General features: G+C 75.1%; 16 protein-coding genes. 7 read left to right on the top strand and 9 right to left on the bottom strand.

Features of this window, described 5'->3' with window-relative positions; genetic code table 11:
• Nucleotides 1–33 precede the first annotated feature (33 nt).
• On the top strand, nucleotides 34–1,689 hold the full coding sequence (locus tag B8281_RS07095; protein ID WP_085387341.1) for a PLP-dependent aminotransferase family protein: 1,656 nt from the start codon (nucleotides 34–36) through the stop codon (nucleotides 1,687–1,689).
• On the opposite strand, the gene B8281_RS07090 is transcribed toward B8281_RS07095, so the two are convergent.
• The 5 genes from B8281_RS07090 to B8281_RS07070 form a co-directional block, all read right to left on the bottom strand.
• A complete protein-coding gene (locus tag B8281_RS07090) occupies nucleotides 1,670–2,062 on the bottom strand; it encodes a hypothetical protein (protein WP_085387340.1) in 393 nt (130 codons plus the stop codon). The genes B8281_RS07095 and B8281_RS07090 overlap by 20 nt on opposite strands.
• Nucleotides 2,063–2,093: 31 nt before the next feature.
• Nucleotides 2,094–3,893: an oleate hydratase gene (locus tag B8281_RS07085; protein WP_085388656.1), complete on the bottom strand. Its 1,800-nt coding sequence runs from the start codon at nucleotides 3,891–3,893 to the stop codon at nucleotides 2,094–2,096.
• Nucleotides 3,894–4,072: 179 nt separating this feature from the next.
• Nucleotides 4,073–6,991: an FAD-binding and (Fe-S)-binding domain-containing protein gene (locus tag B8281_RS07080; protein ID WP_232322773.1), complete on the bottom strand. Its 2,919-nt coding sequence runs from the start codon at nucleotides 6,989–6,991 to the stop codon at nucleotides 4,073–4,075.
• A gap of 801 nt (nucleotides 6,992–7,792) precedes the next feature.
• Nucleotides 7,793–9,895, bottom strand: a complete 2,103-nt coding sequence (locus B8281_RS07075; protein WP_085387339.1) for a YhgE/Pip domain-containing protein — start codon at nucleotides 9,893–9,895, stop codon at nucleotides 7,793–7,795.
• Entirely contained in the window at nucleotides 9,892–10,785 is an 894-nt protein-coding gene (locus B8281_RS07070) for a hypothetical protein (RefSeq protein WP_085387338.1), read from the bottom strand. Before B8281_RS07070 ends, B8281_RS07075 begins: the two co-directional genes overlap by 4 nt.
• A gap of 113 nt (nucleotides 10,786–10,898) precedes the next feature.
• Between B8281_RS07070 and B8281_RS07065 the strand changes: the two genes are divergently transcribed.
• Both B8281_RS07065 and B8281_RS07060 read left to right on the top strand, forming a co-directional pair.
• Nucleotides 10,899–11,609, top strand: a complete 711-nt coding sequence (locus B8281_RS07065) for a TetR/AcrR family transcriptional regulator (protein ID WP_085387337.1) — start codon at nucleotides 10,899–10,901, stop codon at nucleotides 11,607–11,609.
• Nucleotides 11,610–11,650: 41 nt separating this feature from the next.
• A complete protein-coding gene (locus B8281_RS07060; RefSeq protein ID WP_076404548.1) occupies nucleotides 11,651–12,694 on the top strand; it encodes an NAD-dependent epimerase/dehydratase family protein in 1,044 nt (347 codons plus the stop codon).
• Between the two features lie 91 nt (nucleotides 12,695–12,785).
• Here B8281_RS07060 and B8281_RS07055 read toward each other — a convergent pair whose 3' ends face one another.
• Nucleotides 12,786–13,229 (bottom strand): OsmC family peroxiredoxin, encoded by a 444-nt coding sequence (locus B8281_RS07055; protein WP_085387336.1) that lies wholly within the window; start codon nucleotides 13,227–13,229, stop codon nucleotides 12,786–12,788.
• Between the two features lie 114 nt (nucleotides 13,230–13,343).
• Nucleotides 13,344–14,060 (bottom strand): hypothetical protein, encoded by a 717-nt coding sequence (locus B8281_RS07050; protein ID WP_085387335.1) that lies wholly within the window; start codon nucleotides 14,058–14,060, stop codon nucleotides 13,344–13,346.
• Between the two features lie 297 nt (nucleotides 14,061–14,357).
• Between B8281_RS07050 and B8281_RS07045 the strand changes: the two genes are divergently transcribed.
• The 4 genes from B8281_RS07045 to B8281_RS07030 all read left to right on the top strand — a co-directional run bounded on the left by B8281_RS07045 (nucleotide 14,358) and on the right by B8281_RS07030 (nucleotide 20,830).
• Entirely contained in the window at nucleotides 14,358–17,960 is a 3,603-nt protein-coding gene (locus B8281_RS07045) for a S8 family serine peptidase (RefSeq protein WP_198163179.1), read from the top strand.
• A 186-nt stretch (nucleotides 17,961–18,146) separates the two neighbouring features.
• Nucleotides 18,147–18,839 carry a DUF4241 domain-containing protein gene (locus tag B8281_RS07040; protein WP_163188632.1) on the top strand — a complete coding sequence of 231 codons (693 nt, stop codon included), beginning with the start codon at nucleotides 18,147–18,149 and terminating at the stop codon, nucleotides 18,837–18,839.
• Nucleotides 18,840–18,924: 85 nt separating this feature from the next.
• Nucleotides 18,925–19,473, top strand: coding sequence for a hypothetical protein (locus B8281_RS07035; RefSeq protein WP_043658818.1), 549 nt, complete (start codon nucleotides 18,925–18,927; stop codon nucleotides 19,471–19,473).
• A gap of 127 nt (nucleotides 19,474–19,600) precedes the next feature.
• The gene (locus tag B8281_RS07030) at nucleotides 19,601–20,830 is read left to right on the top strand and encodes a S9 family peptidase (RefSeq protein WP_085387333.1); all 1,230 of its coding nucleotides are present in this window, start codon (nucleotides 19,601–19,603) and stop codon (nucleotides 20,828–20,830) included.
• A 10-nt stretch (nucleotides 20,831–20,840) separates the two neighbouring features.
• On the opposite strand, the gene B8281_RS07025 is transcribed toward B8281_RS07030, so the two are convergent.
• Nucleotides 20,841–22,259 carry an alkaline phosphatase family protein gene (locus B8281_RS07025; protein WP_085387332.1) on the bottom strand — a complete coding sequence of 473 codons (1,419 nt, stop codon included), beginning with the start codon at nucleotides 22,257–22,259 and terminating at the stop codon, nucleotides 20,841–20,843.
• On the bottom strand, nucleotides 22,256–23,524 hold the full coding sequence (eboE, locus tag B8281_RS07020) for a metabolite traffic protein EboE (protein ID WP_198163178.1): 1,269 nt from the start codon (nucleotides 23,522–23,524) through the stop codon (nucleotides 22,256–22,258). Before eboE ends, B8281_RS07025 begins: the two co-directional genes overlap by 4 nt.
• Nucleotides 23,525–23,527: the final 3 nt, after the last annotated feature.

The raw sequence follows: 23,527 nt of genomic DNA, 5'->3' as shown, positions 1-23,527 counted from the left end.
GGAGGCATCGGCACGGGTGTACGGTCCGATGCCATGGCCGTCGACCAGACCAATCTGCCGTCCGAGCGCCCCGGGCCGACGGCGGCGCTCGCCTGGGAGGCCCTGCTCGACCTGGGCGCGGGGGCGGGGTCCCGCGTCGAGCGGCTCGAGCGCGCGGTCCGCGACGCCGTGCACGCCGGCCGCGTCCCCGTCGGCGCGGCGCTCCCGCCGAGCCGACAGCTCGCCGAGTCGCTCGGGGTGTCGCGGTGGGTCGTCACCGAGGCGTACGGCCAGCTCGTCGCCGAGGGCTCCCTCGAGGCGCGCACCGGCTCCGCGACCCGCGTCTCCGCCGCAGCCGGGGCACGATCGACGAGCCCGAGGGGAACGAGCGCGCTGGGCGAGCGGCCCACGAGCCCGGCGGGAACGACGGTGCGCGCGGGTCGTGGCGGGCCTGGCGGGAGCCGCGAGGAACGAGCGGCGGACGGTAGACCCGCGCGCGCCGTCGTTCCCGCCGGGCGGACCGACACCGGCAGGATCCACGCCGCGCGCGCCCGGTTCGACCTCGCACCGGGCGTCCCCGATCTCCGGCACGTCCCGCGCGACGCGTGGCTCCGCGCGGCACGCGAGGCGCTCGGCACGTCCGGCGGGACGGCGTCGAACGACGACCTCGGGCAGCCCGCCCCCGCCGGGCACCCGCACGCGCGCGCCGTCGTCGCCGGCCACCTGCGCCGGGCGCGCGTCGTCACGGGGCCGGACGACGCCGTCGTGCTGACGCGCGGCGCGACGGACGGCATGGCGCGCGTCGCCGCCGTGCTCGTCGAGGCGGGCCACACGCACCTGCTCGTCGAGGACCCGAGCTGGTCGGTGCTGCGCGACGTCGCGGCGCGCGCCGGTCTCACCCCCGTCCCGGTCCCCGTGGACGCCGAGGGCGCGGACGTCGGCGCGCTCGTCGACGCGTCCCGGCGGACGGGCGCGCGGGCCGCGCTCCTCACGCCCGCGCACCAGTTCCCCACCGGCTCCGCGCTCGCGCCCGAGCGGCGCGAGGCCGTCCTCGCCTGGGCGCGGGACGTCGACGGCGTCGTCGTCGAGGACGACTACGACGCCGAGTTCCGCTACGACCGCCGACCCGTCGCCGCGCTCCAGCAGCTCGACCCCGACCGGGTCGTGCTGCTCGGCTCGGTGAGCAAGACGATGAGCCCCGCGTTCGGCGTCGGGTGGATGGTCGTGCCCGCCCGCTGGCGCGAGTCCGTCGCGCGCGCGGCCGCCCCGCACGGCCCGACGGCGGCCCCGTCCACCGTCGACCAGCTCACGTTCGCGCGGCTCGTCGCGTCCGGCGGCTACGACCGTCACCTGCGCGCCGCGCGCGGGCGCTACCGCCGCCGTCGCGACGCCGTGCTCGACGCCCTCGCCCGCGAGCTGCCCGGCGCCGCGGTGCGCGGCATCGCGGCGGGGATGCACGCGCTGCTGTCCCTGCCGGGCTCGCCGGACGGTCCCGCGCCCGACGCCGCGCACGTCGTGCGCGAGGCCGCGCGGCGCGAGGTGACCGTCGTCGACCTGCGCCGCTACCAGGTGCGCCCCGCCGAACAGTCGACGACCCTCGTGCTCGGGTACGGCAACCTCGCCGACGCCCGCGTCGACGACGCCGTCGCCCGGCTCGCCGACGCGGTGCGGAGCGCCCGCGGTAGCCTCGTCAGCCCTTCAGGACGGTGACGAGCGCGGGGAGCGGATCCGGGAGGTCGCGCGCCCGGCGCTCCTCCACCCACGCCCCCCGCACGACCTCGCTCCAGGTCGGCTCCGCCCGGCATCGCGCGGCGATGCGACCAGCCAGGTCGGGCCGGCCCACGATCGCCTCCTCGACGATCCCTGCCCCGAGCCGCGTGACGAGGCGCTCGTCCCCGCTCGCGACGGCCTGCGCGACGAGCGCGTCGAGCAGCGGCAACGGGTCGGCGTCGTGCTCCACAACGCTCCGTACCTCTCCCGCGACCCCGACCTCCGCCTCCGCCCGCAGACGCTCGGCCCGCGCGCCCTCGGTCAGCAGGAGCCAGCCGAGGTAGCGGCGTGCGAGGTCCTCCGGAGTCGACATGCGCCCGATGCTGCCACGCCGGGCCGCGAGGTCACTCGTCGTGGGACAGGAGGCTGAACTCGGCGAGGAGCTCGCCGATCTCGGTGGCGTCCACCTTCTTCTGGAGCCGGTCGCGCAGGATCCGCGGCCCGGGGATGTCGAGCTCCTCGCCGTCGCGCAGGGCGCTCACCGCGGCGAGCAGCTTGCGGACGTCGTACGTGCTGTTGAAGACCTCGGGCACGCCGCGCTCCAGGTCGAGCAGCTGGTAGGCCGCCTCCATGCCGGTGCGCACGGAGTACTCGGTGGTGAAGATCGTGTCCCGCGTCGTCTCGGCGAACTGGCCGATGAACGCGAAGTTGCGTGCGCCGTCGGGCACGACCTGGGGCCGGTCGCCCGCGTGCCGGGGCATGAAGAACGCCGTGACGTACGGCATCATCACGGGCACGCAGCTCGCGGCCTCGGCGGCGAGGGTCGGGATGTCGGCCTCCGGCACGCCGAGGTGGTAGAGCCACTCCTGCGTGATCTCCTCGCCCGTGCACTCCTGGAGCGACTTCTTCACGTAGTCGCCCGGGGTGTCCACGAACAGGCCGTAGACCCACACGACGATCTCGTCGGGCGACTGCGCCTTGAAGTGCGGCTGCCGGTTGACGGTCCAGCTCATCAGCCACGCCGAGTCGCGCGCGGTGACGATCCCGCCCGTGACGACCTTGCCGCTGAACGGGTCGCGCTTGCAGATGCGCTCGATGTGCTCGGGGATGCGTCGGTCGAGCGTCGTGACGGTCGCGGACTGCCACTTGGTGAGCGGGATGTCGGTGCTGAACACGTCGGGCCGGCCGAACGACGGGTCCTTGGCCGCGACGCGCCGCCACAGGTCCCACGCGGGCGCAGGCCCCGTGTCGAGGCGCGCGGGCGTGTGCTGGTCGCCGTTGTCGGAGTTCTCCGTGAGCGAGCCGATGGTCGCGATGACGAGGTCGTCCTCGCCGAGGTCGATCGTCCGCTCGACGGCGGCCCCGCCGGACTGGTGGGCCGCCGCGTGGTCCAGCAGGTGCAGCCGCGTGGCGACCTTGCGGTCCGGGGCGAGGTCGAAGTCGACGTCGGTGACCTCGACGTGGAACCGGAACGTCACGCCCCGGTCCATGAGCCAGCGCGTGAGCGGCAGCACCATCGACTCGTACTGGTTGTACTTGGTGAACTTGAGCGCCGAGAGGTCGGGCAGGCCGCCGACGTGGTGGATGAACCGGTGCAGGTAGAGCTTGAACTCGAGCGCGCTGTGCCACTCCTGGAACGCGAACATCGTGCGCCAGTAGAGCCAGAACTGGCTGTCGAGGAAGTGCCGCGACATGACGTCCTCGATCGACTTGCCCTCCATGTCCTCGCGGCGCGCGAGGAAGATCTTCGTGATCTCCTTCTGCGCCTTCTCGTCGAGGCGGAACAGGTTGTCGAAGTGCGCGTCCTTCCCGCGGTCCTCGGTGACGCGCTGGAGCGAGAAGTTCGGGTCGTCCTTGTTGAGCCAGTAGAACTCGTCGAGGACCGAGACGCCCTCGGTCTCGATCGACGGGACGGAGCGGAACAGGTCCCACAGGCACTCCATGTGGTCCTCGAGCTCGCGCCCGCCACGGATCACGAACCCGCGCCGCGGCTCCTTGATGCCGTCGAGCGCGCCGCCGGGGAGCCGGAGCCGCTCGTAGACGGTGATCTTCTCCCCCGGCACCTGGCCGTCGCGGACGAGGAAGCCCGCCGCGGAGAGCGACGCGAGGCCCGCTCCCACCAGGTGCACGGACCCGAGCCGGTCCGTCCGCTCCGGCCTGCGCGGCCGCGCGAACGCCTCGTAGTTGCCGCTGGAGTAGTACATGGCCTGCCCCTCACCGCCGACGACGTGGACGGAGCACCGCCCGCGGTGGTGCTCCCCTGCCATGCTCGCGCCGGGATCGACGGACCGCACCTCGGTGCCTGGACGCACCCCCCGGGGACGCGCGCCCGTGCGGGGCCGGGGCGGCCGTGCGCCGTCGGGCGGTCGGCCGCCCGACGGGCTCAGAGCCGCTCGGCAAGCAGCTCGACGAGCGCCTTGCCCTGCACGCCGGCGAGGTCGTCGGCCTGCGTGCGGCACGAGAAGCCGTCCGCGAGGTACACGTCGCCGGGGGCGGCGTCGCGCAGCGCGGGCAGCAGCGCGTTCTCCGCGACGGCGACCGACGTCTCGTAGTGGCCCTTCTGCATGCCGAAGTTCCCCGCGAGCCCGCAGCAGCCGGCGAGCACCTTGATCGTCGCGCCCGCGTCGCGCAGCAGCCGCTCGTCCGCGGCGAAGCCCATCACCGAGTGCTGGTGGCAGTGCGGCTGCACGACGGCCGTCACGTCCGACAGGTCGGGCACGCGCCACCCGGACTCGCGCCCGGGCGCGGTGTCGACCGACGTGAGGAGCTCGGCGAGCGTGCGCGTCGCGGCGGAGACCGCCTGGGCGCGCGGGTCGTCGGGGAACAGGTCCACGAGGTCGGAGCGCAGCACGGCCGTGCACGACGGCTCGAGGCCCATGATCGGGATGCCGTTCACGGCGTACGGGCCGAGCACGGACAGCAGGTTCTCCAGGCGCTTGCGCGCGCCGTCGAGCTGGCCCGTGCTGATCCACGTGAGGCCGCAGCACGCCTGCTCGTCGGGCACGACGACGTCGTACCCGGCCGCCGTGAGCACCTTGACGGCCGCCTGCGGCACCCCCGGCGACATGTTGTCGCTGAACGAGTCGGTCCACAGGACGACCTTCGGGCGCTCGTCGCGCACGGGGCGGCCGGGCCGCTGCCCGATGCGCAGGCCGGGCACGCCCTGGGTCGCGCCGCCGCGCCTCCACCACGTGCGGAACGGCACCTCGGCGAACTCTGTCATGGAGCGGCGCGTGTCCATGCCGCCCGCCCACAGGACCGCCTTCGCGAGCGGCCGGAACCCGAGCAGCTTGTTGGCCAGGCGCGGCATGCCCGTCGCGAGGCGCGCCCAGACCGGGAGCCAGCCCAGCGAGTAGTGGTCGACGGGGCGCAGCCTGCCGCGGTACGTCCGGTACAGCACCTCGGACTTGTACTGCGCCATGTCGACGCCCGCGGGGCAGTCGCTCGAGCACGCCTTGCAGGACAGGCACAGGTCGAGCGACTCGCGCACCTCGGGCGCCGCGAGACCGCCGACGAGCGTGCCGTTCACCGCCTCCTGGAGCACGCGGGCGCGGGCGCGCGTGACGTCCTTCTCGTCCTTCGTTGCCTGGTACGACGGGCACATGAAGCCGCCCGCGGCGCTGGTGTCGGCGCGGCACTTGCCGACGCCGACGCACCGGTGCACGGCCTGGGTCATGTCGCCGTGGTCGTGCGCGAACGAGAAGCCCTGGTAGCCGGCGCGACGCGAGATCTTCGTGACCTTCGCGGGCGCGGCCGTGCTCGTCCCGGGTGTCCCCGGCGCGCCGACCTTCGACAGCAGCGGGTGCGCGTGCGGGCGGCGCAGGTCGTCGTCGACGGCGCTCGGGCGCACCACGACGCCCGGGTTCATGACGTCCTGCGGGTCGAACAGTGCCTTGAACCGCTCCATGAGCGCGATCGCCTCGGGGCTGTACATGACCGGCAGCAGCTCCGAGCGCGCGCGGCCGTCGCCGTGCTCTCCCGAGAGCGAGCCGCCGTACTTCGCGACGAGCTCGGCCGCCTCCAGCATGAACGTGCGCAGCACCGACCCCGACGCCTCGAGCGGGATGTCGATGCGCAGGTGCACGCACCCGTCGCCGAAGTGCCCGTACGGCAGGCCGTCGACGCCGTAGCGCGCCATGAGCGCGTCGAGGTCGCGCAGGTAGTCGCCCAGCTTCTCCGGCGGGACGGCGGAGTCCTCCCAGCCCGGCCACGCCTGCTCGCCCGCGGGCGTGCGCCCGGCGAGCCCCGCGCCGTCGGCCCGGATCTGCCACATCTTGGTCGCCTCGGGGCCCGCGGGCAGGATCATCGTGGCCTCGCTGCCCGACGCCGCGACGATCGCCTCCGCGTTCGCCATCGCCTCCTCGGGGGTCGCGCCGCCGACCTCGACCATGAGCCAGCCGGCGCCCGGGGGCAGCGGCGGCACGGACGCGTCGCCCTTGGCGCGGCGCACGACGTCGACGAGCCGCGCGTCGAGACCCTCGACCGCGAGGGGGCTGAGGCCGAGGAAGGTCGGGACGTCGTCGGCCGCCGACGGCATGTCCGGGTAGCCCAGCACGACGAGGGTCGGCTTGGACGGCACCGGCACCAGGCGCACCGTGGCCTCGAGGATCGTCACGAGCGTGCCCTCGGTGCCGACGAGCGCCTTCGCGAGGTCCGACCCGTTCTCCGGCAGCAGGTGCTCGAGCGAGTAGCCCGACACCTGGCGCCCGAACCGCCCGAACTCCGTGCGGATGAGCGCGAGGTTCTCGCGGACGAGCTCCGCCAGTCCGGGGACCGCCGCGAACGTCGGGTCGCCCTTGCCGGCCGTGAAGCGGCGCCCGCGGCCGTCGACGACGTCGAGCGCGACGACGTTGTCGACCGTGCGCCCGTACGCGACGGCGTGCGGCCCGCACGCGTTGTTGCCGATCATGCCGCCGAGCGTCGCGCGGTTCTGCGTCGAGGGGTCCGGGCCGAACCGCAGCCCGTGCGGCGCCGCCTCCTGCTGGAGCGTCGACATGACGACGCCCGGCTCGATGCGCGCCGTGCGCGCCTCCGGGTCGACGTCGAGCACGCGGTTCACGTGCCGCGTGAAGTCCAGGACCACGCCCGGCCCGATCGAGTTCCCCGCGACCGACGTCCCCGCCCCGCGCGCCGTGACCGGCACCTCGAGCTCGCGCAGCACGTCCAGCGCGGCGACGACGTCGTCCGCGTCCTGCGGGTAGACCACGGCCTCGGGCACCACGCGGTAGTTCGACGCGTCGGTCGAGTACTCCGCGCGGCGTCGCGTCGCGGTGTCGACCGTGCCGCGCACGACCGTCCGCAGCGCGTCCGCGAGCGCCGTGCGCGCGGCGTCGGCCGCCCGTTCCGCCTCGCGGACGGCAGCGGCGCGCTCAGCCTCCGGCGACGTCGTCGCGCGGGAGCCGGACCGCCGCGAGCCGTTCCCGTGCTGCGAGGCGGGGGTCGTGGTGGCGTCGATCTCAGCGGACACGTCGCGATTGTCGCACTCCCTGCCCCCGACCCTCCGCCCCGTCCGCCCCCTGACCCCCGATCTGCCGAGGTAGAGCCCTGGTCTGCCGAGGTAGAGGCGTGGTCCGTCGAGGTAGAAGGGTGGTCCGCCGACGTAGAGGCCTGGTCATGCCAGACGGCGCGGGGTCACCGATCACGGCCGAGGTTGCGGCCGGCATGGGCACCTGATGCCCGACGGCGGCCGGTCGCCCACGGCGGGCGGGTCGCCGCTGCCCGACGTGAGCGAACGACGCCGCGGGTGGTTCGCCCAGGTGAGCGAAGACCACGGCGAGACGACGCCGGGCGGGGTGGGTGGTGGTGCCGCGTCGTGGCGGCCCTGGAACGAGGGATCGTCCGGAGTGAGCTTGCGAACGCAGGACGATCCCGACCGAGAAGGCGGGAGCGACGCGAGGAACGAGCGGCGCGGATGGTAGACGCGGCACCACCACCCACCCCGACCACCCGACGCAACCACACGCCGTCGGGCACGAGAACCACGGCTCTACCTCGGCAAACCACAGCTCTACCTCGGCAGACCACAGCTCTACCTCGGCAGACCACGGCTCTACCTCGGCAGACCAGGGCTCTATCTCGGCAGACCTGGGCTCTATCCCGTGAGTCAGAGGACGAGCTCCGGCTGGAGCTTCTTGATGGTCCAGACGCGCTGCTTGCGGGCGGCGACCGTCGTCAGGGCGAGGGCGGCGACCAGCACGACGACGAGCACCGTGACGTCGCGCGTGACCGTCGCCATGTTGCCGCCGTAGAGGAGCTGGCGCAGGCCCTCGACCGCGTACGTCATGGGCAGGAACCGGTGCATGGAGCGCAGCGGCTCGGGGATCGTCTGCCAGGGGAACGTGCCGCCCGCGGTGACGAGCTGGACGAGCATGAGCACGAGCCCGAGGAACTGGCCCGCGGCGCCGAGCCAGACGTTGAGCGCCTGGAGGATCGCGACGAACGTCGCCGACACCAGCACGAGGAACAGCGCGGTCCCGACGCCGTGGACCGGATCGATGTCGAGCGCGAACTTCGTCACCGTGAACATCGCGGCGACCTGCACGACGCCGATCGCGGCCGGGGTGAGCCACCCGCCCAGGGCGGTGGCCAGGCCCGACCTCCCGGCGGCGAGGGCCCGCGACGACAGCGGGCGCACGAGCAGGAAGAGCACGTAGGCGCCGATCCACGTCGCGAGCGACAGGAAGAACGGCGCGAGGCCGCCGCCGTACGTGCCCGCGGACGACAGCGCGTCGCTCTTCACGGACACGGGGTTGCCGATGGTCTCGGCGGTGTCCTGGCGGGTCTGCTCGTCGAGGTCCGGCACCTGGCCGAGACCCTCGGCGAGCCCGTCGCGGAGCTGCGTGACGCCGTCGACGAGCTCGCCCGAGCCGTCGCGCAGCTGCGACGTGCCGTCCGCGAGAGAGGTCGCGCCGTCGGAGACCTGGCGCGTGCCGTCGGCGAGCTGCGAGACGCCGTCCACGAGCTGCGGGGTCGCGGCGGCGAGCTGTCCGGTGCCGTCGGCGAGGCGGTCCGCGCCGTCGGCGGCGCTCGCGATGCCGGAGGTCAGCTGCGGCGTCGCGCCCGCGAGCCGGGCCGCGCCGTCGGACACCTGGCGCGACCCGTCGGCGAGCTGGTCGAGCTTCCCGGACGCGGCGGTCACCTGGTCGACGGCGCCCTGCACCTGCTCGCGCTGCTGGTCGAGCACGGGCCCGACCTGCGCCCGCACCTGGTCCGCGGTCGCCTCGTCGATGACGCCGTCGGCGACGAGCTGGTCGAGCCGGGCGTCGACGTCGCCGCGGATCGTGTCGAGCGTCGGGAGCACCTCGCCCGCGGCTGCGGCCGCCTGCTGCCCGTACTGCGCGACCTGCGCGTTCCCGTCCGCGACCTGCGCGGCGCCGTCGGCGAGCTGCTGGGTCTGGGCCGGCAGGGACGCCGTCGCGCCCCGGAGCGTGCCGAGCCCGGACGCGAGCGCCTCCGCGCCGTCGTCGAGCTGCCCGACGGCGTCCGCGAGCGTCCCGGTGCTCGCGTCGAGACGCTCGGCGCCGTCGGCGGCCTGGCCCGCGCCCTCGGCGAGGGTGTGCGCGCCGTCGTCCGCGGTGACGAGGCCGTCGCGGAGCTGCGTCGACCCGTCGAGGAGCTGGTCCGCGCCGTCCACGGCGTCGGCGAGGTTGGTGTGGATGGACGCGAAGCCGCGCAGGAACGTGTCCGCCGCCTCCGTGCCCACCTGCTCGGCGATCGAGTCGCGCACCTTGCCGACGATCTGGTCCGCGATCGTGCGCGCGAGGTAGTTGTTCGCGTCGTTGGTGATGAGCGTGAGGCTCGCCTGCTGCGGCTCGAACTCGCCCGCGGACGCGAGGTCCGCCGAGAAGGTCGGGCCGATGACGAGCGCGGCGTCGTACCGCCCGGACCGGACCCCGTACTCGGCGTCGACCTGACTGGTCTCGACCCAGCCGAAGCCGCCGTCGTCGAGCAGCTGGTCGGCGACGTCGCGCCCGAAGTCGCGCCGCGTCGTCGCGCCCGTCTGGGCGTCGGTGGTCGTCGTGCCCTCGTCGAGCACGACGAGCGCGGCGGGGATCTCGTCGAGCTTGTCGTACGGGTCGTGGTTCGCGAACAGGTAGAGGCCCGCGTAGAGCGTGGGGATGAGCGCCATCGCGAGGATCGCGAGGCGGGGCAGCGTGCCCGCGGCGAGGCGGCGCAGCTCGGACAGCCCGAGGCGGATCGCGGTCATCGGTCCTCCTCGGGGTCGTGCGGGGCGGCGGGTTCGTCGGTCGTGATGGGCGCGGCGGCGGGGACGGGCTGCTCGGGAGCCGGGTCCGGCTCGGGCGCGGGGTCCGGCCCCGGCGTGGGGTCGGGGTCCGACGCGAGGTCCGGGTCCGGCGCGAGGTCCGGGTCCGGGTCCGGCGCGGGGTCCGGGTCGCGCGGCGGCTCGGGGCGCGTGCGCAGCACGACGGCCGGCGGCTGGTGGATCGACGCGCCGCGCGCGGGCGGGAGGTCCACGCCGAGGTCGCGGGCCGAGGCGCGCGTGCACTGCACGAGCACGCCGTACCCGGCGCCGGCGAGGCTCTGCGCGACCTCCCACCAGCCCGACGGCTCTCCCCCGTGCCGGTCGGGGAGCGTGAGCACGAGGAACCGGACGTCCGGGTCCTCGGCCGCGAGCGCCGCGAGCAGCGCGGTGCGCACGACCCCCGGCACCTGGTCGAGGCGCCGCGCGCGGTCGGTGGTGAGGGAGTGGTCGGCGAGCCAGCGGGTCACGTCGGTGGGCAGCGAGCGGCGGCCGGCGAGCGCGAGACCCTCGGCGACGACGTCGGCCACGGTGAGCGCGTCGTCGGGTTCGCTAATGCCGGGCACGTCGACGACGGCGGTCACGTCCCGCAGGGTCGCGGCGGCGCCGCGCGCGGGGCGGCCGGAGCGGTGCGACGGCGTGCTCGCCGGGGTGAGGCGGACCTCGCCCGCGGACGGGTCGAAGCGGCCCGTCGCGACGAGGGCGAGCGCGGTGTGCCCGTGCCCGGGCTCCCCGGCGACGAGCACGCACTCGCCCGTGGACCAGGCGAGGTCCATCGGCTCGAGCATGGGCTCGCGCCGCCCGTCGACGCGCACGTCCGTCAGCGTGATCTGCATCCGGTTCTTCCCCTCCGTGGCGTCCCGGGCCTGCCCCGGGGCGCCGTTGACTCACGGTCAACAACGCTACGCCTCTTGTTGACTCGTGGTCAACAACAGCGTAGAACGGTGTCATGCCTCGCACGCCCACCCCCGCCGGACCCCTCGGCGCCGACGGCTCCGTGCGCGCCCGGCCGGGCGGCGCCCGCCGGCGGCGCGAGCCCGCCGACCGACGGCGCGAGCTGCTCGACGCGGCCGCGCGCCACGCCGACGAGCACGGCCTCGACGCCCTGACCCCGGCGGCCGTCGCGGCCCGCTCGGGGGCGTCGAAGGCGCTCGTCTTCCACTACTTCGCGTCCACGGCCGGGCTGCGCCGGGCCGTCGCGCTGGAGGCCGTGGCGGAGCTCGAGGCGGCGACGGTCGCACCGGACGATCGTCCCCTCGTCGAGCGCCCGGCGCTCGCCGTCGCCTCCTACCTCGACGCCGTCGAGGCGCGCCGGCTCGTCTGGCAGGACCTGTGGCGCGGGGTGCTCGCCGAGGACGACGCCACCCAGGAGGCGCTCGCGCGCGTCCGCGACAGCCTCGTCGCGCGCCTGACCTCGACCGTGAGCGCCACCACGACGGACGCGCTGCCCACGACGCCCCGCCTCCGGCTGCTCGCCGCGGGCTGGGTCGCGCTCGTGGAGAACGTCACGGCCGCGTGGCTCGGCGGCGGGGACCTGAGCCGCGCGGACATCGAGAGCCTCGTGCTCGCGAGCGCCGTCGTGCTCGTGCCCGAGCTCCCCGAGCCCGCGCGCGGCGCCGTCCTGGCCATCGCCCGGGCGAACTCGCCCGCGGCGGGCTAGCGTCGGGGCGACGGGCAGCGGACGAGGTCGGGAGGCAGCGCATGCGCGTGGTGGTCGTCGGAGCGAGCGGGAACGTCGGCACGGCGGTCCTGCGCCGGCTCGCGGAGGAGCCGGTCGTGACGTCCGTCGTGGCGGTCGCTCGGCGCGTGCCGCGCGCCGACGGGTCGAGCACGGTGCGCTTCCCGCACGACGTCGCGACCTGGCGGTACGCGGACGTCGCGGCCTCCGACGCGGACCAGCGGCTCGACGCCGCGTTCGCGGGGGCGGACGTCGTCGTGCACCTCGCGTGGGCGATCCAGCCCAGCCACGACCGCAAGCGGCTGCGGCGCGTCAACGTCGAGGGCACGCGCCGCGTCGTCGAGGCGGCGCAGCGGGCGGGCGTCGCGCACGTCGTCGTGGCGTCGTCCGTCGGCGCCTACTCCCCCGCCCCGTACGCGGGCGACGCGCGCGACACCCCGGTGAACGAGGGCTGGCCCGTCGAGGGCGTCCCGGGCTCGTCGTACTCGGAGGACAAGGCCGCCGTCGAGACGCTGCTCGACGACCTCGACCGGGAGACGGGGATCGTCGTCTCGCGCGTCCGCTCGGCGCTCGTGTTCCAGCGCGACGCGGGCTCCGAGATCGCGCGGTACTTCCTCGGCCCGCTGGGCACGCGCGTGCTGCGTCGCGACCCGCTCCCGGCGGTCCCGCTGCCCGACGGCCTGCGGCTCCAGGTCGTGCACGCCGACGACCTCGCGGACGCGTACGCGCGGATCGTCGTGGGCCGGCACCCCGGGCCGTTCAACGTCGCCCACCCCACGGTGCTCACGGCGCAGGACGTGGCCGACGTCGTCGCGGACGGCTCGCTGCGCACCGTGCCCTACGCGACGGCCCGGACCGCCGTCGCCGTCGCGTGGCGCGCGCGCCTCGCGCCCGTCGGCGAGGGCTGGCTCGACATGGCGATGCGCGTGCCCGTGCTCGACACCGAGCTCGCGACGGAGCTGCTGCGCTGGCGCCCCGTGCACGGCGCGAAGGACACGCTCGCCGAGCTCGTCGACGGCATCCGGGCGGGCGCCGGGACGTCCTCGCCCCCGCTCCTCCCCCGCTGAGCGGACCCGCTCGGGGCCTCCCGACACGACGGACCCCGGGTCGCGCGCCGTCCAGCGGTGCGCGGCCCGGGGTCCGTCGTGGGTGCCGGGGTCAGCTCTCGAGCGTGGCGTCCAGGGTGATCGTCGGCACGCCCGCGAGCGCCTTCGAGACGGGGCACGTGGCCTTGGCCGCCTCCGCCGCCTGCTGGAAGCCGGCGGCGTCGATGCCCTCGACCTCGCCGCGGACGATCAGCGCGATCTCCGGGATCTGGAAGCCGCCCGCCGGGTCCGGCGCGAGGGTGACCTCCGCCGTGACCTCGAGCGAGACGGGCGTCGCGCCGGCCTCGCCGAGCAGCGCGGAGAACTGCATCGCGTAGCAGGACGAGTGCGCGGCGGCGATGAGCTCCTCGGGGCTCGTGACCCCGCCCGCGTCGTCGGCGGCGCGACGCGGGAAGGACACGTCGTACGTCCCGACCTTCGAGCTCGTGAGCTCGACCTGGCCCTGGCCGTCCTGGAGGCCGCCGTTCCAGGCGGTGCGTGCGATACGGGTGGGCATGCGAGATCTCCTTCGACGTCGTGGGTCCCGGGCAGGACCCGGTGCCCCGACCGTAACCCGCCGCGCCGCGCCCCGCCGGGACGGGGTGCGTGAGGTCTGCGTCACGCGGCGCGCTCAGCCGAGCGTGCCCGCCGGGCGGTAGACGACCGACGACGCGCGGTCGTCGAACGAGCCCAGGGTCGCGCAGTGCGGCGTGCAGTTCTTCTTCGTCCCCGCGTAGGAGTAGGAGTCGTAGAGCGTCACCCAGCACCCGGCGTACGTCGACGCCGAGGAGACGACGTTGTTCATGAGGAGGTTCGCGAGGTTCGGGAACCCGTACGTCGACCCGGTGTGGCACCCGTTCGTACCCGACCCGTAGAGCACCTTCGACGCGCCCTTGTAGCTCGGGTCCCGCCACAGCACGCCGAGCACGATCGAGCCGGCCGCGGCCGTCGTCGCCCGCTCCGCCGCGGCCCGCGGGCCCGCCGTCGTGGTCGCGTTGAGCTCACCGACGAGGCCGTCGACGTCGGCCCGCGTGGCGCGCGCGAGGCGCGACGGCGCCACCTCGTCCCCGGACACGAACTCGAGCGCCTCCTCCAACGAGCCGAAGCACACCTCGGGTGCGGCGGGCAGCGCGGCAGGGTCCTCGCCGGGGAGGAGAGGCTGGGCCTCGACGGCGCAGCTCTCGCCGGTCGCGACGGGCTGGTCGGCGAGCGGGACCGCAGCGAGGTCGTCCCCCGGGGCGGCCCGGACGCCCGACGGCGAGGCGAGCGCCGGGCCGGCGACGGCGCCCACCAGCACGAGACCGGCGACGAGGCCTGCGGACAGGGCGCGGAGCGGAGTGCTGGTCATGGTTCTCCTTCTGCGTGGGCCACGCCCCCGGGTTCGCACCCCGTGGACCTGACGCGGGAAGGGGACTCCCACAGGACGGCCACGTCCCGTGACCCCGCCCGCATCCTAGGGCGGACGGTCCCCCGGGGCCCGGCAGAGGTCCCCTGCCGCTGGGCAGGTCGGGCGGTCGTTGGTTACCGTGCTCGGGTGGCCTCGGTCCCACCCGGGCGAGACCGCTGGGAAGGACCCATCCACGAACCCTTCGCCGAACCGGCACTGCCGGGGAGATGAGTGTCGATGAAGCACCGTTCTCTACCCGTGTCACTGACGGCCGCCGCCGCGAGCCTCGCGGTCGTCGCGGCCGCCGCCGCGCCCGCCGCCGCGGACCCGCCGCCCGACCCCGGCAACGCCTTCGGCGTGCAGTCGGGCGCGTCCCTCGAGCCGACCGAGAAGGTCGCGCCGTCGCTCGCCAAGGCGACCGGCACGGTCACCGCGTTCGTCGAGCTCGACGCGCCGTCGGCGGTCGACCTCACGGCGCAGGGCGCGAGCCCCGACGAGGTCGAGGCCAACGCGCAGGAGGTCGCGCAGCTCGCGGACGACGTCGTCCCGCAGCAGGCGACCGCCCGCAGCGCGGGCGCGCGCAACCCGCAGCAGGTGTCGGTCACGAGCACGCTCGTCGCGGGCGTCGTCGTCACGGGCGACGCGGCCCGCGTGCGCGACCTCGCGCGCGACGCCTCGGTCCGCACGGTCTACCGGATCATCCCCAAGAAGCCCGCGAACAAGGGCACGGACGTGTTCACGCGCGCGCTCGAGACGTGGCAGAGCACCGGCCTCACCGGCGAGGGCGTGCGCATCGGCATCATCGACACTGGCGTCGACTACACCCACAAGGCGTTCGGCGGCCCCGGCACGCAGGAGGCGTTCGACGAGGCCTACGGCGACCGCGGTACCGGCCCGGTCCCCGAGGGCACGTACGACGAGCTGAAGTTCCTCGGCGGCCACGACTTCGCCGGGTACGACTACGACGCGAGCGGCACCGTCCCCGGCACGACGCTCGTGCCGACGCCCGACGAGAACCCCATCGACTCGCTCGACTCGGTCGGCTCGGGCCACGGCTCGCACGTGGCCGGCACGACGGCGGCGTACGGCGTCACGGCCGACGGCGAGACGTTCGACGGCGACTACTCGACGCTCACGGACATCTCCGACTGGCAGGTCGGCCCGGGCTCCGCGCCCGAGGCGGGCATCTACGCGCTCAAGGTGTTCGGCGACCTCGGCGGCTCGACGGGCGTCGTCGTCGACGCGCTCGAGTGGGCGGCCGACCCGAACGGCGACGGCGACCTGTCCGACCGCCTCGACATCGTCAACCTCTCCCTCGGCTCCGACGGCTCGCCCGCGGACGACCCGGAGAACCTCTTCATCGACCAGCTCTCGCGCCTGGGCACGCTGTCCGTCATCGCGTCGGGCAACGCGGGCGACGTGACCGACGTCGGCGGCTCGCCCGGCAACGCGCGCACCGCGCTGACGGTCGCGAACTCGGTCGGCGACACGCAGACGTTCGACGCGGTCCGCGTCGAGGCGCCGGAGTCCCTCGTCGGCACGTACCCGGCGCAGAACTCCCAGGCGTACGCGGGCACCGCGGACGTCACGGCCCCGGTCGCGTTCGTCGCGGACGACTTCTCCGGCTGCGACCCGTTCACGCCCGAGCAGGCGGCGGCCGTCGCGGGCAAGATCGCGTTCCTCTACTGGGACGACGACGACGCGACCCGTGCGTGCGGCAGCGCCGCACGCTTCAACAACGCGGAGGCCGCGGGCGCCGTCGGCGTGCTGCTGTCCTCCGAGCTGTCGTCGTTCGTCGCGGGCATCGCGGGCAACCCCGGCATCCCCGGCGCGCAGCTCACGGGCCCGAGCCACGCCGCGCTGCGCCCGGCGATCGAGGCCGGCGAGGTCACGCTGACCGTCGGCCCGTCGCTCGCGCTGTCGTCGTTCGTCTCGATCCCGGAGATCGGCGACACGCTGAACAGCGGCTCGTCGCGCGGCGTGCACGGCTCGCTCGGCGTCGCCAAGCCCGACGTCGCGGCACCCGGCACCGGCATCGCGTCCGTCGCGTCCGGCCGCCTGGTCGGCGCGAGCATCAAGTCCGGCACCTCGATGGCCACCCCGCACGTCGCGGGCATCGCGGCCCTCGTCAAGCAGGCCCACCCGGGCTGGGCTCCGGCCGAGGTCAAGGCGTCGGTCATGAACACCGCGACGCACGACGTCTTCACCGGCCCGTCGGGCACGGGCACCGCGTACGGCCCCGAGCGCGTGGGCTCCGGCCGGGTCGACGCCGTCGACGCCGCCACGAACACGACCCTCGCCTACGCGTCGCAGGACTCCGACCAGGTGTCCGTCGCGTTCGGCGTCGTGCCCGTGGGCGCGGACCCGGTCACGGTCCGCAAGACCGTGACGGTGCAGAACACCGGCGACACCCCGAAGACGTACTCGACCGGCTTCACGCAGTCGAGCACGGCCGGCGGCGCCACCGTCTCTGTCGCGCCCGCGTCGATCACCGTCCCCGCCGGCCAGCGCACCGTCGTCACCGTGACCCTCACGGCCGACCCGGCGACGCTCGCCAAGGAGCTCGACCCGACGTCGTCGGCCGACTCCGGGGTCGGCGTGCCGCGCGACTTCGTGTCCTCGGTGAGCGGCCGCGTGGTCCTCACCCCGACGGACGGCGGCAGCGAGCTGCGCGTCCCCGTGCAGGCGTCGCCGCGGCTCGTGAGCGACCTCTCCGGCAAGCCCGTCGCCTTCCCGGGCACCGCGACGACCGCCGAGCTCGACCTCGACGGCCGCGGCGTCGACTCCGGCGGCTGGACGTCGCTCGTCGCGCCGTTCGAGCTCAAGACGACGAGCCCCCGCCTCGAGGCGGACGCGGCGGTGGGCGCCTCGGCGTCGGCCATCGCGGCGGCCGACGTGCGCGCGGTCGGATTCGCGTCCACGGCGCCGCAGGAGGCCGCAGCCGGGGGCGACCCGGCCGACGGCTTCATGGGCATCGGCGTCGCGATGGACGGGGAGTGGGCGAGCCTCGGCTCCGTCTCGATCCCCGCGGTCGAGGTCGACGTCGACTCCGACGGCTCGGCCGACTTCGAGGTCGCGGTGGTGAAGTTCGACACGGAGATCGACGTCACGCTGGCCGTGACGTACACGCTCAAGGACTGGACCGGCCCCGACGGCAAGGAGCGCAAGGCCGGAGCCGTCATCGACCAGCAGCCGGTCAACACCGTCTGGGGCGACGTCGACACCTCGGTGTTCGACAACAACGTCGTCGTCATCCCGGTCGGCATCGGGTCGCTCGGCATCGAGGAGGGCGACGTGCCGACCTTCCAGGTCCTCACGTACTCGCCGTACTCGCAGGCCGCCGACCAGCTCGTCGACGCGAGCGAGACGTTCACGGCCGACCCGTACGACCCGGCCTACTGGTTCGGGGGCGAGGGCGAGCTCGTGTACGCCGGGGCCGACGACGCGCCGATCACCGTGCACCGCTCGGAGTCGGCGGTCGAGGCCGGCAGCGGGAAGCTCCTGCTGCTGCACCTGCACAACGCGACCCCGACCTCGCGCTGGCAGACCGTGGACGTCACGACGTCCGCCGTCGTCGACGCGACCGTCACGGTCGAGGCCCGCTGCCTCGGCGGGAAGGCCCACGTCGCGGTGCGCGTGCTCAACGAGTCGGGCGCGACGGCCGACGTCGTCGTGACCACGCCGTACGGCGAGAAGACGTTCCCGAACGTCAAGGACGGCAAGAACGCCTACCGGTCGTTCTCGTCGCGCGCCGCGTCGTTCGACGCGGGCTCGGTGACGGCCACGCTCACCGCCGAGATCGACGGCGAAGAGGTCACCACGACCTACGACGCCGACTACGAGGCGCTGAGCTGCTCGTGAGGCCCGCCGCCTGAGCGCTCCTCGCGGACGCTCGAGCGACACCCCCCGACGGCGCCCGGTCCCCACGGACCGGGCGCCGTCGGCGTGTCCGGGGCCGCGTCGTGGTTCCCGCCGCCGCCGGGGTATGCCGGCCGCCGCGCGGTGGCCCCGCCGTCCGCGTGGGCGCGGCCCGCTACGCTCGCGGGCGTGAGCGACTTCCCCTCCCCCGACACGTTCTTCGCCCTGCGCCCCGGCCCCGCCGTCGGCACGGGCGCAGCCGACGGCCCCGACTACACCCTCACGGTCCACGACCTGGGCGAGCTCGTGCTCCCCAGCGGGCGCCTGGAGGCGTCCGACCCGTTCACGCTGCTCGGCCACGGGCTCGTCGTGCCGGTCGAGCCGGGGCGGTACCCGGTGCGCGTCACCGTCGCCGACGTCTCCGACGAGCAGGACGGCTCCCACCTGCGCGAGGCGTACCTGAGCGTCGTGCTCGCCGAGGGCGAGGTCGCCGCCGTCGAGCCCGTGGTCCCCGAGGGTGCGGACGGCCCGCCGGAGGCCGGCGCCGCCTACGGCGTGCCGGTGGACGCCGGGACGGTCGCGTTCGCCGACGCCGACGCCGTCGCCCGGCTCATGCCGGAGGGCGACTGGTACGACGAGGTGTTCGACGACGGCACCGACACGAGCTGGTTCGCGCTCACGGACTCCCCCGACCACCTGCGCGAGGGGTCGGCGAACATCCTGCTGCCCGGCGCGCAGGACGGCGAGAACGTCGTGCTCGCACACTCCGGCTGGGGCGACGGCTTCTACCCGCTCGTGCGGACCGTCGCCGCGGACGGCACGGTGCTCGGGCTGCACCTCGACCTGCTCGTCGCGCTGCCCGACGACGAGGACGACGACTAGGCGGGCACCGCTCCCCATGGAGCGGTGGCGCGCGGGCGGCTAGCGTTCCGGGGCAGGTGACGACCCGCGACGAAGGAGGGGCCGAATGGCCTGGTGGGAAGACGAGAAGCCGTCCGCGAGCCGGCTCGCGGACCAGCTCGCGGACTCGAGCCGTCCGGCGCAGCCCGCCTCGCCGTACGCCGACGACCGCTCGGGCTCCTGGGCCGTCCTGCCCCTGTGGCTGCTCCTCGGGGCGGCGCTCACCGCCGGCGGGGTGGCCCTGCTGGTGTCGATGCGGTCCGCGACGGGCGTCTGCCTCGGGACGACGGTGCTCGCGCTGGGCCTGTTCTACCTCAGCCAGTACGGCGTCCTCGCGGGGTACGTGCTGCAGGTCGGTCGCCTGCGCCGCCGTCGCGTCGAGGCGGCGCTCGCGCACCAGCCGCCGCCGGCGCTGACCGACCACGACGTCCGTCAGTTCCACGTGCCGATCCGGCCCTCGTACGCCGGGTCGGCGTTCGTCGGGTTCCTCGACCCGGGCGACGCGCCGGCCCCCGCAGGGCTGCGCGCAGCGCGGGTCGTGGGCGGCGTGTGCACCGCCGTCTTCGTGCTGGGCGTCGTCGCGACGCTCGTCGTGGGTGCCGTCACCCGCGCCTGACCCGCCGTCCTGCACCCCCGCACCGACCGCGCACGACCACGCGCGTCCGTCCCTCGCCGCGCGCCAGCGCCCGACCGCTCCTAGCCTGGGTGGGGTTCCGTACCTCCCAGGACGGCAGGGGCACCCCATGACCGGGCACGGCACACACCGGAGCAGCCTTTCCGGACGCTTCTCCCACGACCCCGACCTCGACTTCGAGATCCGCACGGTCCTCGGCGCCGCGTTCAGCGGCGCCGCCGACGTCGGCGAGGTGCTCGCGGCCGTGGCCGACGTCGGCACGGACCACCGCGCGTGGTTCCGCGCCTGGGACGCGCTCGGCGACCGCCTGGCCGCGACCGGCGAGTCGTGCGCGGCGCGCGGGCACCGCGTGAGCGCCGCCTCCGCGTACCTGCGTGCGGCGACCTACCTCGGCGTCGCGGTGAACGCGGTGTCCGGGCTCGAGGACGACGCGCCGCTGCTGCCGACGTTCCGCAAGCACCGTGCGGCGTGGGACCGCTGGGTCGACCTCGTGGACCTCGACGTCGAGCGCCTCCCGATCCCCTACGAGGGCACGACGCTCCCGGGGTACTTGTTCCGCGCCCCGGGCGTCGACCCCGGGGTGCGCGGGCCCGTCGTCGTCGCGGTGAACGGCTCGGACGGCTCGCTGCCGTCGCTGTGGTCGGCCGTCGTGTCCGGGGCGGTGCGCCGCGGGTACCACGCGCTCGTGTTCGACGGCCCGGGCCAGCAGTCGGTGCTCTTCGAGCACGGGGTCCCGTTCCGTCCCGACTTCGAGGCGGTCCTCACGCCCGTGCTCGACGCGGTCGTCGCGCGGGCCGACGTCGACCCCGGCCGCGTCGCGGTCTACGGGATCAGCCAGGGCGGCTACTGGGTCACGCGCGCGCTCGCGTTCGAGCACCGCCCGGCCGCGGCCGTCGTCGACCCAGGGGTGGTCGACGTGGCCACCTCGTGGGAGCGCGAGGTGCCGAAGAGCCTCCTCAAGCTCCTGGACAAGGGCGACGACCACGCGTTCGACCGCGACATGGCGCTCGGCCTGCGCCTGTCGAAGGGCGCCGCCCGCACGTGGCGCTTCCGCGCGCGCCCGTACGGCGAGCAGGGGTATGCCGCGACGCTGCGCGAGGTCCGCCGGTACGACGCCTCCGACGTCGCCGCTCAGGTCACGACGCCGCTGCTCGTCACGAGCCCGGAGGACGAGCAGTTCTGGCCCGGCCAGCCGGAGCGGGTGGCCGGGCTCGTCCCCGGGGCGACGCTCGTCACCTTCAGCGACGACGAGGGCGCAAGCGGGCACTGCGAGCCCCTCGGGCGGGCGCTCGTCGAGCAGCGCGTTCTCGACTGGCTCGACGAGCGCCTCGCCCGGTAGCGATCGCTCGTCAGACCCGGACGCCGAGGCCCTGCAGCTCGAGCACCAGGCCCTTGATCGCGGCGGCCGGGACCTGCCCGGACCCGCTCTCCACCACACCCGCGACCGACGCCGGCACCTCCGCGTCCGAGCAGATCACGAGCGGCGTGTCGGCGGAGGAGTCGGGGAGCCGCCCGTGCGAGCCCTTCACGTACGACGCGTCGAGCGGCACGGTGCTCATCGCGTACCGCAGGCCCACCTTCTTCTTCACGAGGTTGAGGCCGGCCTTCGCCTTCGCGAGCCGGTCCGCCGGGTCGAAGAACAGCTCGGCGGGGTCGTAGCCGGGCTTGCGGTGGATGTCGACGCCGCGCGCGTACTCGGGCGCGCGGGCGTCGTCGAGCCAGAAGTAGTACGTGAACCACGCGCCGGGCTCCGCGACGACGACGAGGTCGCCCGACCGCTCGTGGTCGAGCCCGTACCGCGCCTGCGCCTCGCGGTCGAGCACCTCGTCGACACCGGGGACGCCGCGCAGCAGGTCCGTGACGCGCCGCCGGAGCGCCGGGTCCTGCTGGTCGCCGAGGTACACGTGCGCGACCTGGTGGTCCGCGACCGCGAACGCGCGCGAGGTCCAGGGATCGAGCTGCTCCTTGCCGTCCTGCACGTAGACCTCGAGGAGGCCCTCCCGGCGCAGGATGCGGTTGAGGTGCACGGGCCGGTCGGCGTCCGCGATGCCGTACTCGGAGACCACGAGCACGGTGACGCCCTGGTTCGCGGCGTCGTCGAGCAGCGGCGCGAGCGTCGCGTCGAGCTCGGCCGCCGCGGCGTCGGCCTGCGGCGACGTGGGCCCGAACCGCTGCAGGTCGTAGTCGAGGTGCGGGACGTACGCCATCGTGAGGTCGGGCGCGTGCGTGCGCAGCACGTGCCGCGTCGCGTCGACGATCCACCGCGACGACGTGATGTCCGCCGTCGGGCCCCAGTAGGTGAACAGCGGGAACTCGCCGAACCGGCCGACGAGGTCGTCGTGGAGCGCCGCCGGGCGCACGTAGGCGTCCGGGGACTTGCGGCCGTCCGCGTGGTAGATCGGGCGCGGCGTGACGGTGACGTCCGTCGTCATGCCCATCGCGTACCACCAGCAGACGTTCGCCGACGAGTACTCGCCGTGCGCCCGGCGCGCGGCCTCCCAGAGCTTCTCCCCCTCGACGAGGCGGTTGTGCTGGCGCCACAGGTAGACGTCGCCGAGCTCGCGGAAGTACCAGCCGTTGCCCACGATCCCGTGCTCGGCGGGGCTGAGCCCCGTGAGCATCGTCGACTGGACGCTGCACGTCACGGCGGGCAGCACCGTCGCGAGCTCGGACTGCCAGCCGCTCGCGGCGAGCTGGCGCAGTCGCGGCATGTGGGCGAGCGCGGTCGAGGTGAGCCCGACGACGTCGAGCAGCAGCACGGGCTTCATGCGGTCCTCCTGGTCGTGCCCGGGGCGGCCGCGGCGTCGTCCGCGGTCGCCCCCGAGAGCGGTTCGGTGTGCGCCGTCGCTGCGGCAGCGACGGCGTGCGTCCCGGCGAGGTGGGTCGCGGCGAGGTGGGTCGTCGCCCAGCGCAGCTCGGCCGCGATGCCGGCGACGAGCGAGTCGGTCGCGGCCCCCTCGGGCAGCACGGCCCACGTGTACGTCTCGACGTCGAGGTGGGCCTCGTCCCCGTGCGGCGCCGCGCGGACGGCGTCGACCGCCGCGCGCAGCACGTCCGTCGTCGCGGCGAGCGGCGCGGCGGGCTCGTGGTGCAGGGGCACGTGGAAGTGCACGCGCCACGGTCCCTCCGCGGGCAGCGCGCCGCCCAGGGCGTCGGGCAGGTCGTCGGCGGCGAGCACGTCGCCCGCCGCGGTGAGCTCGCGCACCTGGTGGATGTACCGCTGCTCGGCGAACGCGCCGACGGCGGCGCGCGCCGCGTCGTCGGCCGGGTCCGCGACGTGCAGCGCGGCCGACGCCTGCACCTTGACGACCCGCAGGCCCGCGTCGGTGATGCGGCGCACCGTCGCGGCCGTCCCCGCGCGGCGGTCCGCGAAGGACACCGCGAGGTGGCACGTGTCGAGGCACACGCCCACGTGCTCGGGGTCGGTGCGCCGGTCCGCCGGCACGTCCGGCCCGGTGCGCGCCGCGAGCCACGCCACGACGTCGTCCACCGTGTCGAGCACGCAGCCCGGCTCGGGCTCGACCGCGACGCGCACCACCTTGCCCGTGCGCTCGCGCAGGTCGCGCAGGCCCTCCCCCAGCGCGGCGAACGCGCGCGTCGCGGCGTCGTCGTCGGCGTCCGTCCACGGCTCGCGCCACGCGAGCGGCAGCGTCGAGATCGACCCGGCGACGCCGTCGGGCAGGAGCTCCGCGAGCACCTCGGCGCACTCGAGCGTGTACGCGAGCCGCTCCGGGTCGGCCCACGTCGGCGTGTAGACGTCGAGCTTGACGACGTCGGCGTGGAAGCCGCCGTACGGGAACGCGTTGAGCGTGTGGACCTGGAGACCGTGCTCGTCGAGCACGGCGCGCAGGCGCACGCGGTCGTCGGGCGAGCCCGCGAGGCGGTGCGCGAGCACGGCCGGCATCCACAGCCCGACGCCGAGCACGTCGAGCCCCGCGGCCTCGCGCACGGGCGCGGCGTAGCGCACGAGCTGGTCGAGCACGCCGTCGAGGTGCTCGGCCGGGTGGACGTTGGTGCAGTACGACAGCAGCATGGT

This window comes from Cellulosimicrobium sp. TH-20, from assembly GCF_002105775.1.
Taxonomy (GTDB): domain Bacteria; phylum Actinomycetota; class Actinomycetes; order Actinomycetales; family Cellulomonadaceae; genus Cellulosimicrobium; species Cellulosimicrobium funkei.
The sequence above is the reverse complement of the archived record's forward strand: the minus strand, read 5'-3'. Positions and strand labels throughout refer to the sequence as shown.

What these genes read in the sequence shown, in the direction of transcription:
- B8281_RS07025 (WP_085387332.1), bottom strand. Translation starts at nt 22,259, where the DNA reads ATGAAGCCCGTGCTGCTGCTCGACGTCGTCGGGCTCACCTCGACCGCG.
- B8281_RS07075 (WP_085387339.1), bottom strand. Translation starts at nt 9,895, where the DNA reads ATGACCGCGATCCGCCTCGGGCTGTCCGAGCTGCGCCGCCTCGCCGCG.
- B8281_RS07050 (WP_085387335.1), bottom strand. Translation starts at nt 14,060, where the DNA reads ATGACCAGCACTCCGCTCCGCGCCCTGTCCGCAGGCCTCGTCGCCGGT.
- B8281_RS07035 (WP_043658818.1), top strand. Translation starts at nt 18,925, where the DNA reads ATGGCCTGGTGGGAAGACGAGAAGCCGTCCGCGAGCCGGCTCGCGGAC.
- B8281_RS07095 (WP_085387341.1), top strand. Translation starts at nt 34, where the DNA reads ATGGCCGTCGACCAGACCAATCTGCCGTCCGAGCGCCCCGGGCCGACG.
- B8281_RS07065 (WP_085387337.1), top strand. Translation starts at nt 10,899, where the DNA reads ATGCCTCGCACGCCCACCCCCGCCGGACCCCTCGGCGCCGACGGCTCC.
- B8281_RS07085 (WP_085388656.1), bottom strand. Translation starts at nt 3,893, where the DNA reads ATGTACTACTCCAGCGGCAACTACGAGGCGTTCGCGCGGCCGCGCAGG.
- B8281_RS07055 (WP_085387336.1), bottom strand. Translation starts at nt 13,229, where the DNA reads ATGCCCACCCGTATCGCACGCACCGCCTGGAACGGCGGCCTCCAGGAC.
- eboE (WP_198163178.1), bottom strand. Translation starts at nt 23,524, where the DNA reads ATGCTGCTGTCGTACTGCACCAACGTCCACCCGGCCGAGCACCTCGAC.
- B8281_RS07090 (WP_085387340.1), bottom strand. Translation starts at nt 2,062, where the DNA reads ATGTCGACTCCGGAGGACCTCGCACGCCGCTACCTCGGCTGGCTCCTG.
- B8281_RS07030 (WP_085387333.1), top strand. Translation starts at nt 19,601, where the DNA reads ATGACCGGGCACGGCACACACCGGAGCAGCCTTTCCGGACGCTTCTCC.
- B8281_RS07060 (WP_076404548.1), top strand. Translation starts at nt 11,651, where the DNA reads ATGCGCGTGGTGGTCGTCGGAGCGAGCGGGAACGTCGGCACGGCGGTC.
- B8281_RS07070 (WP_085387338.1), bottom strand. Translation starts at nt 10,785, where the DNA reads ATGCAGATCACGCTGACGGACGTGCGCGTCGACGGGCGGCGCGAGCCC.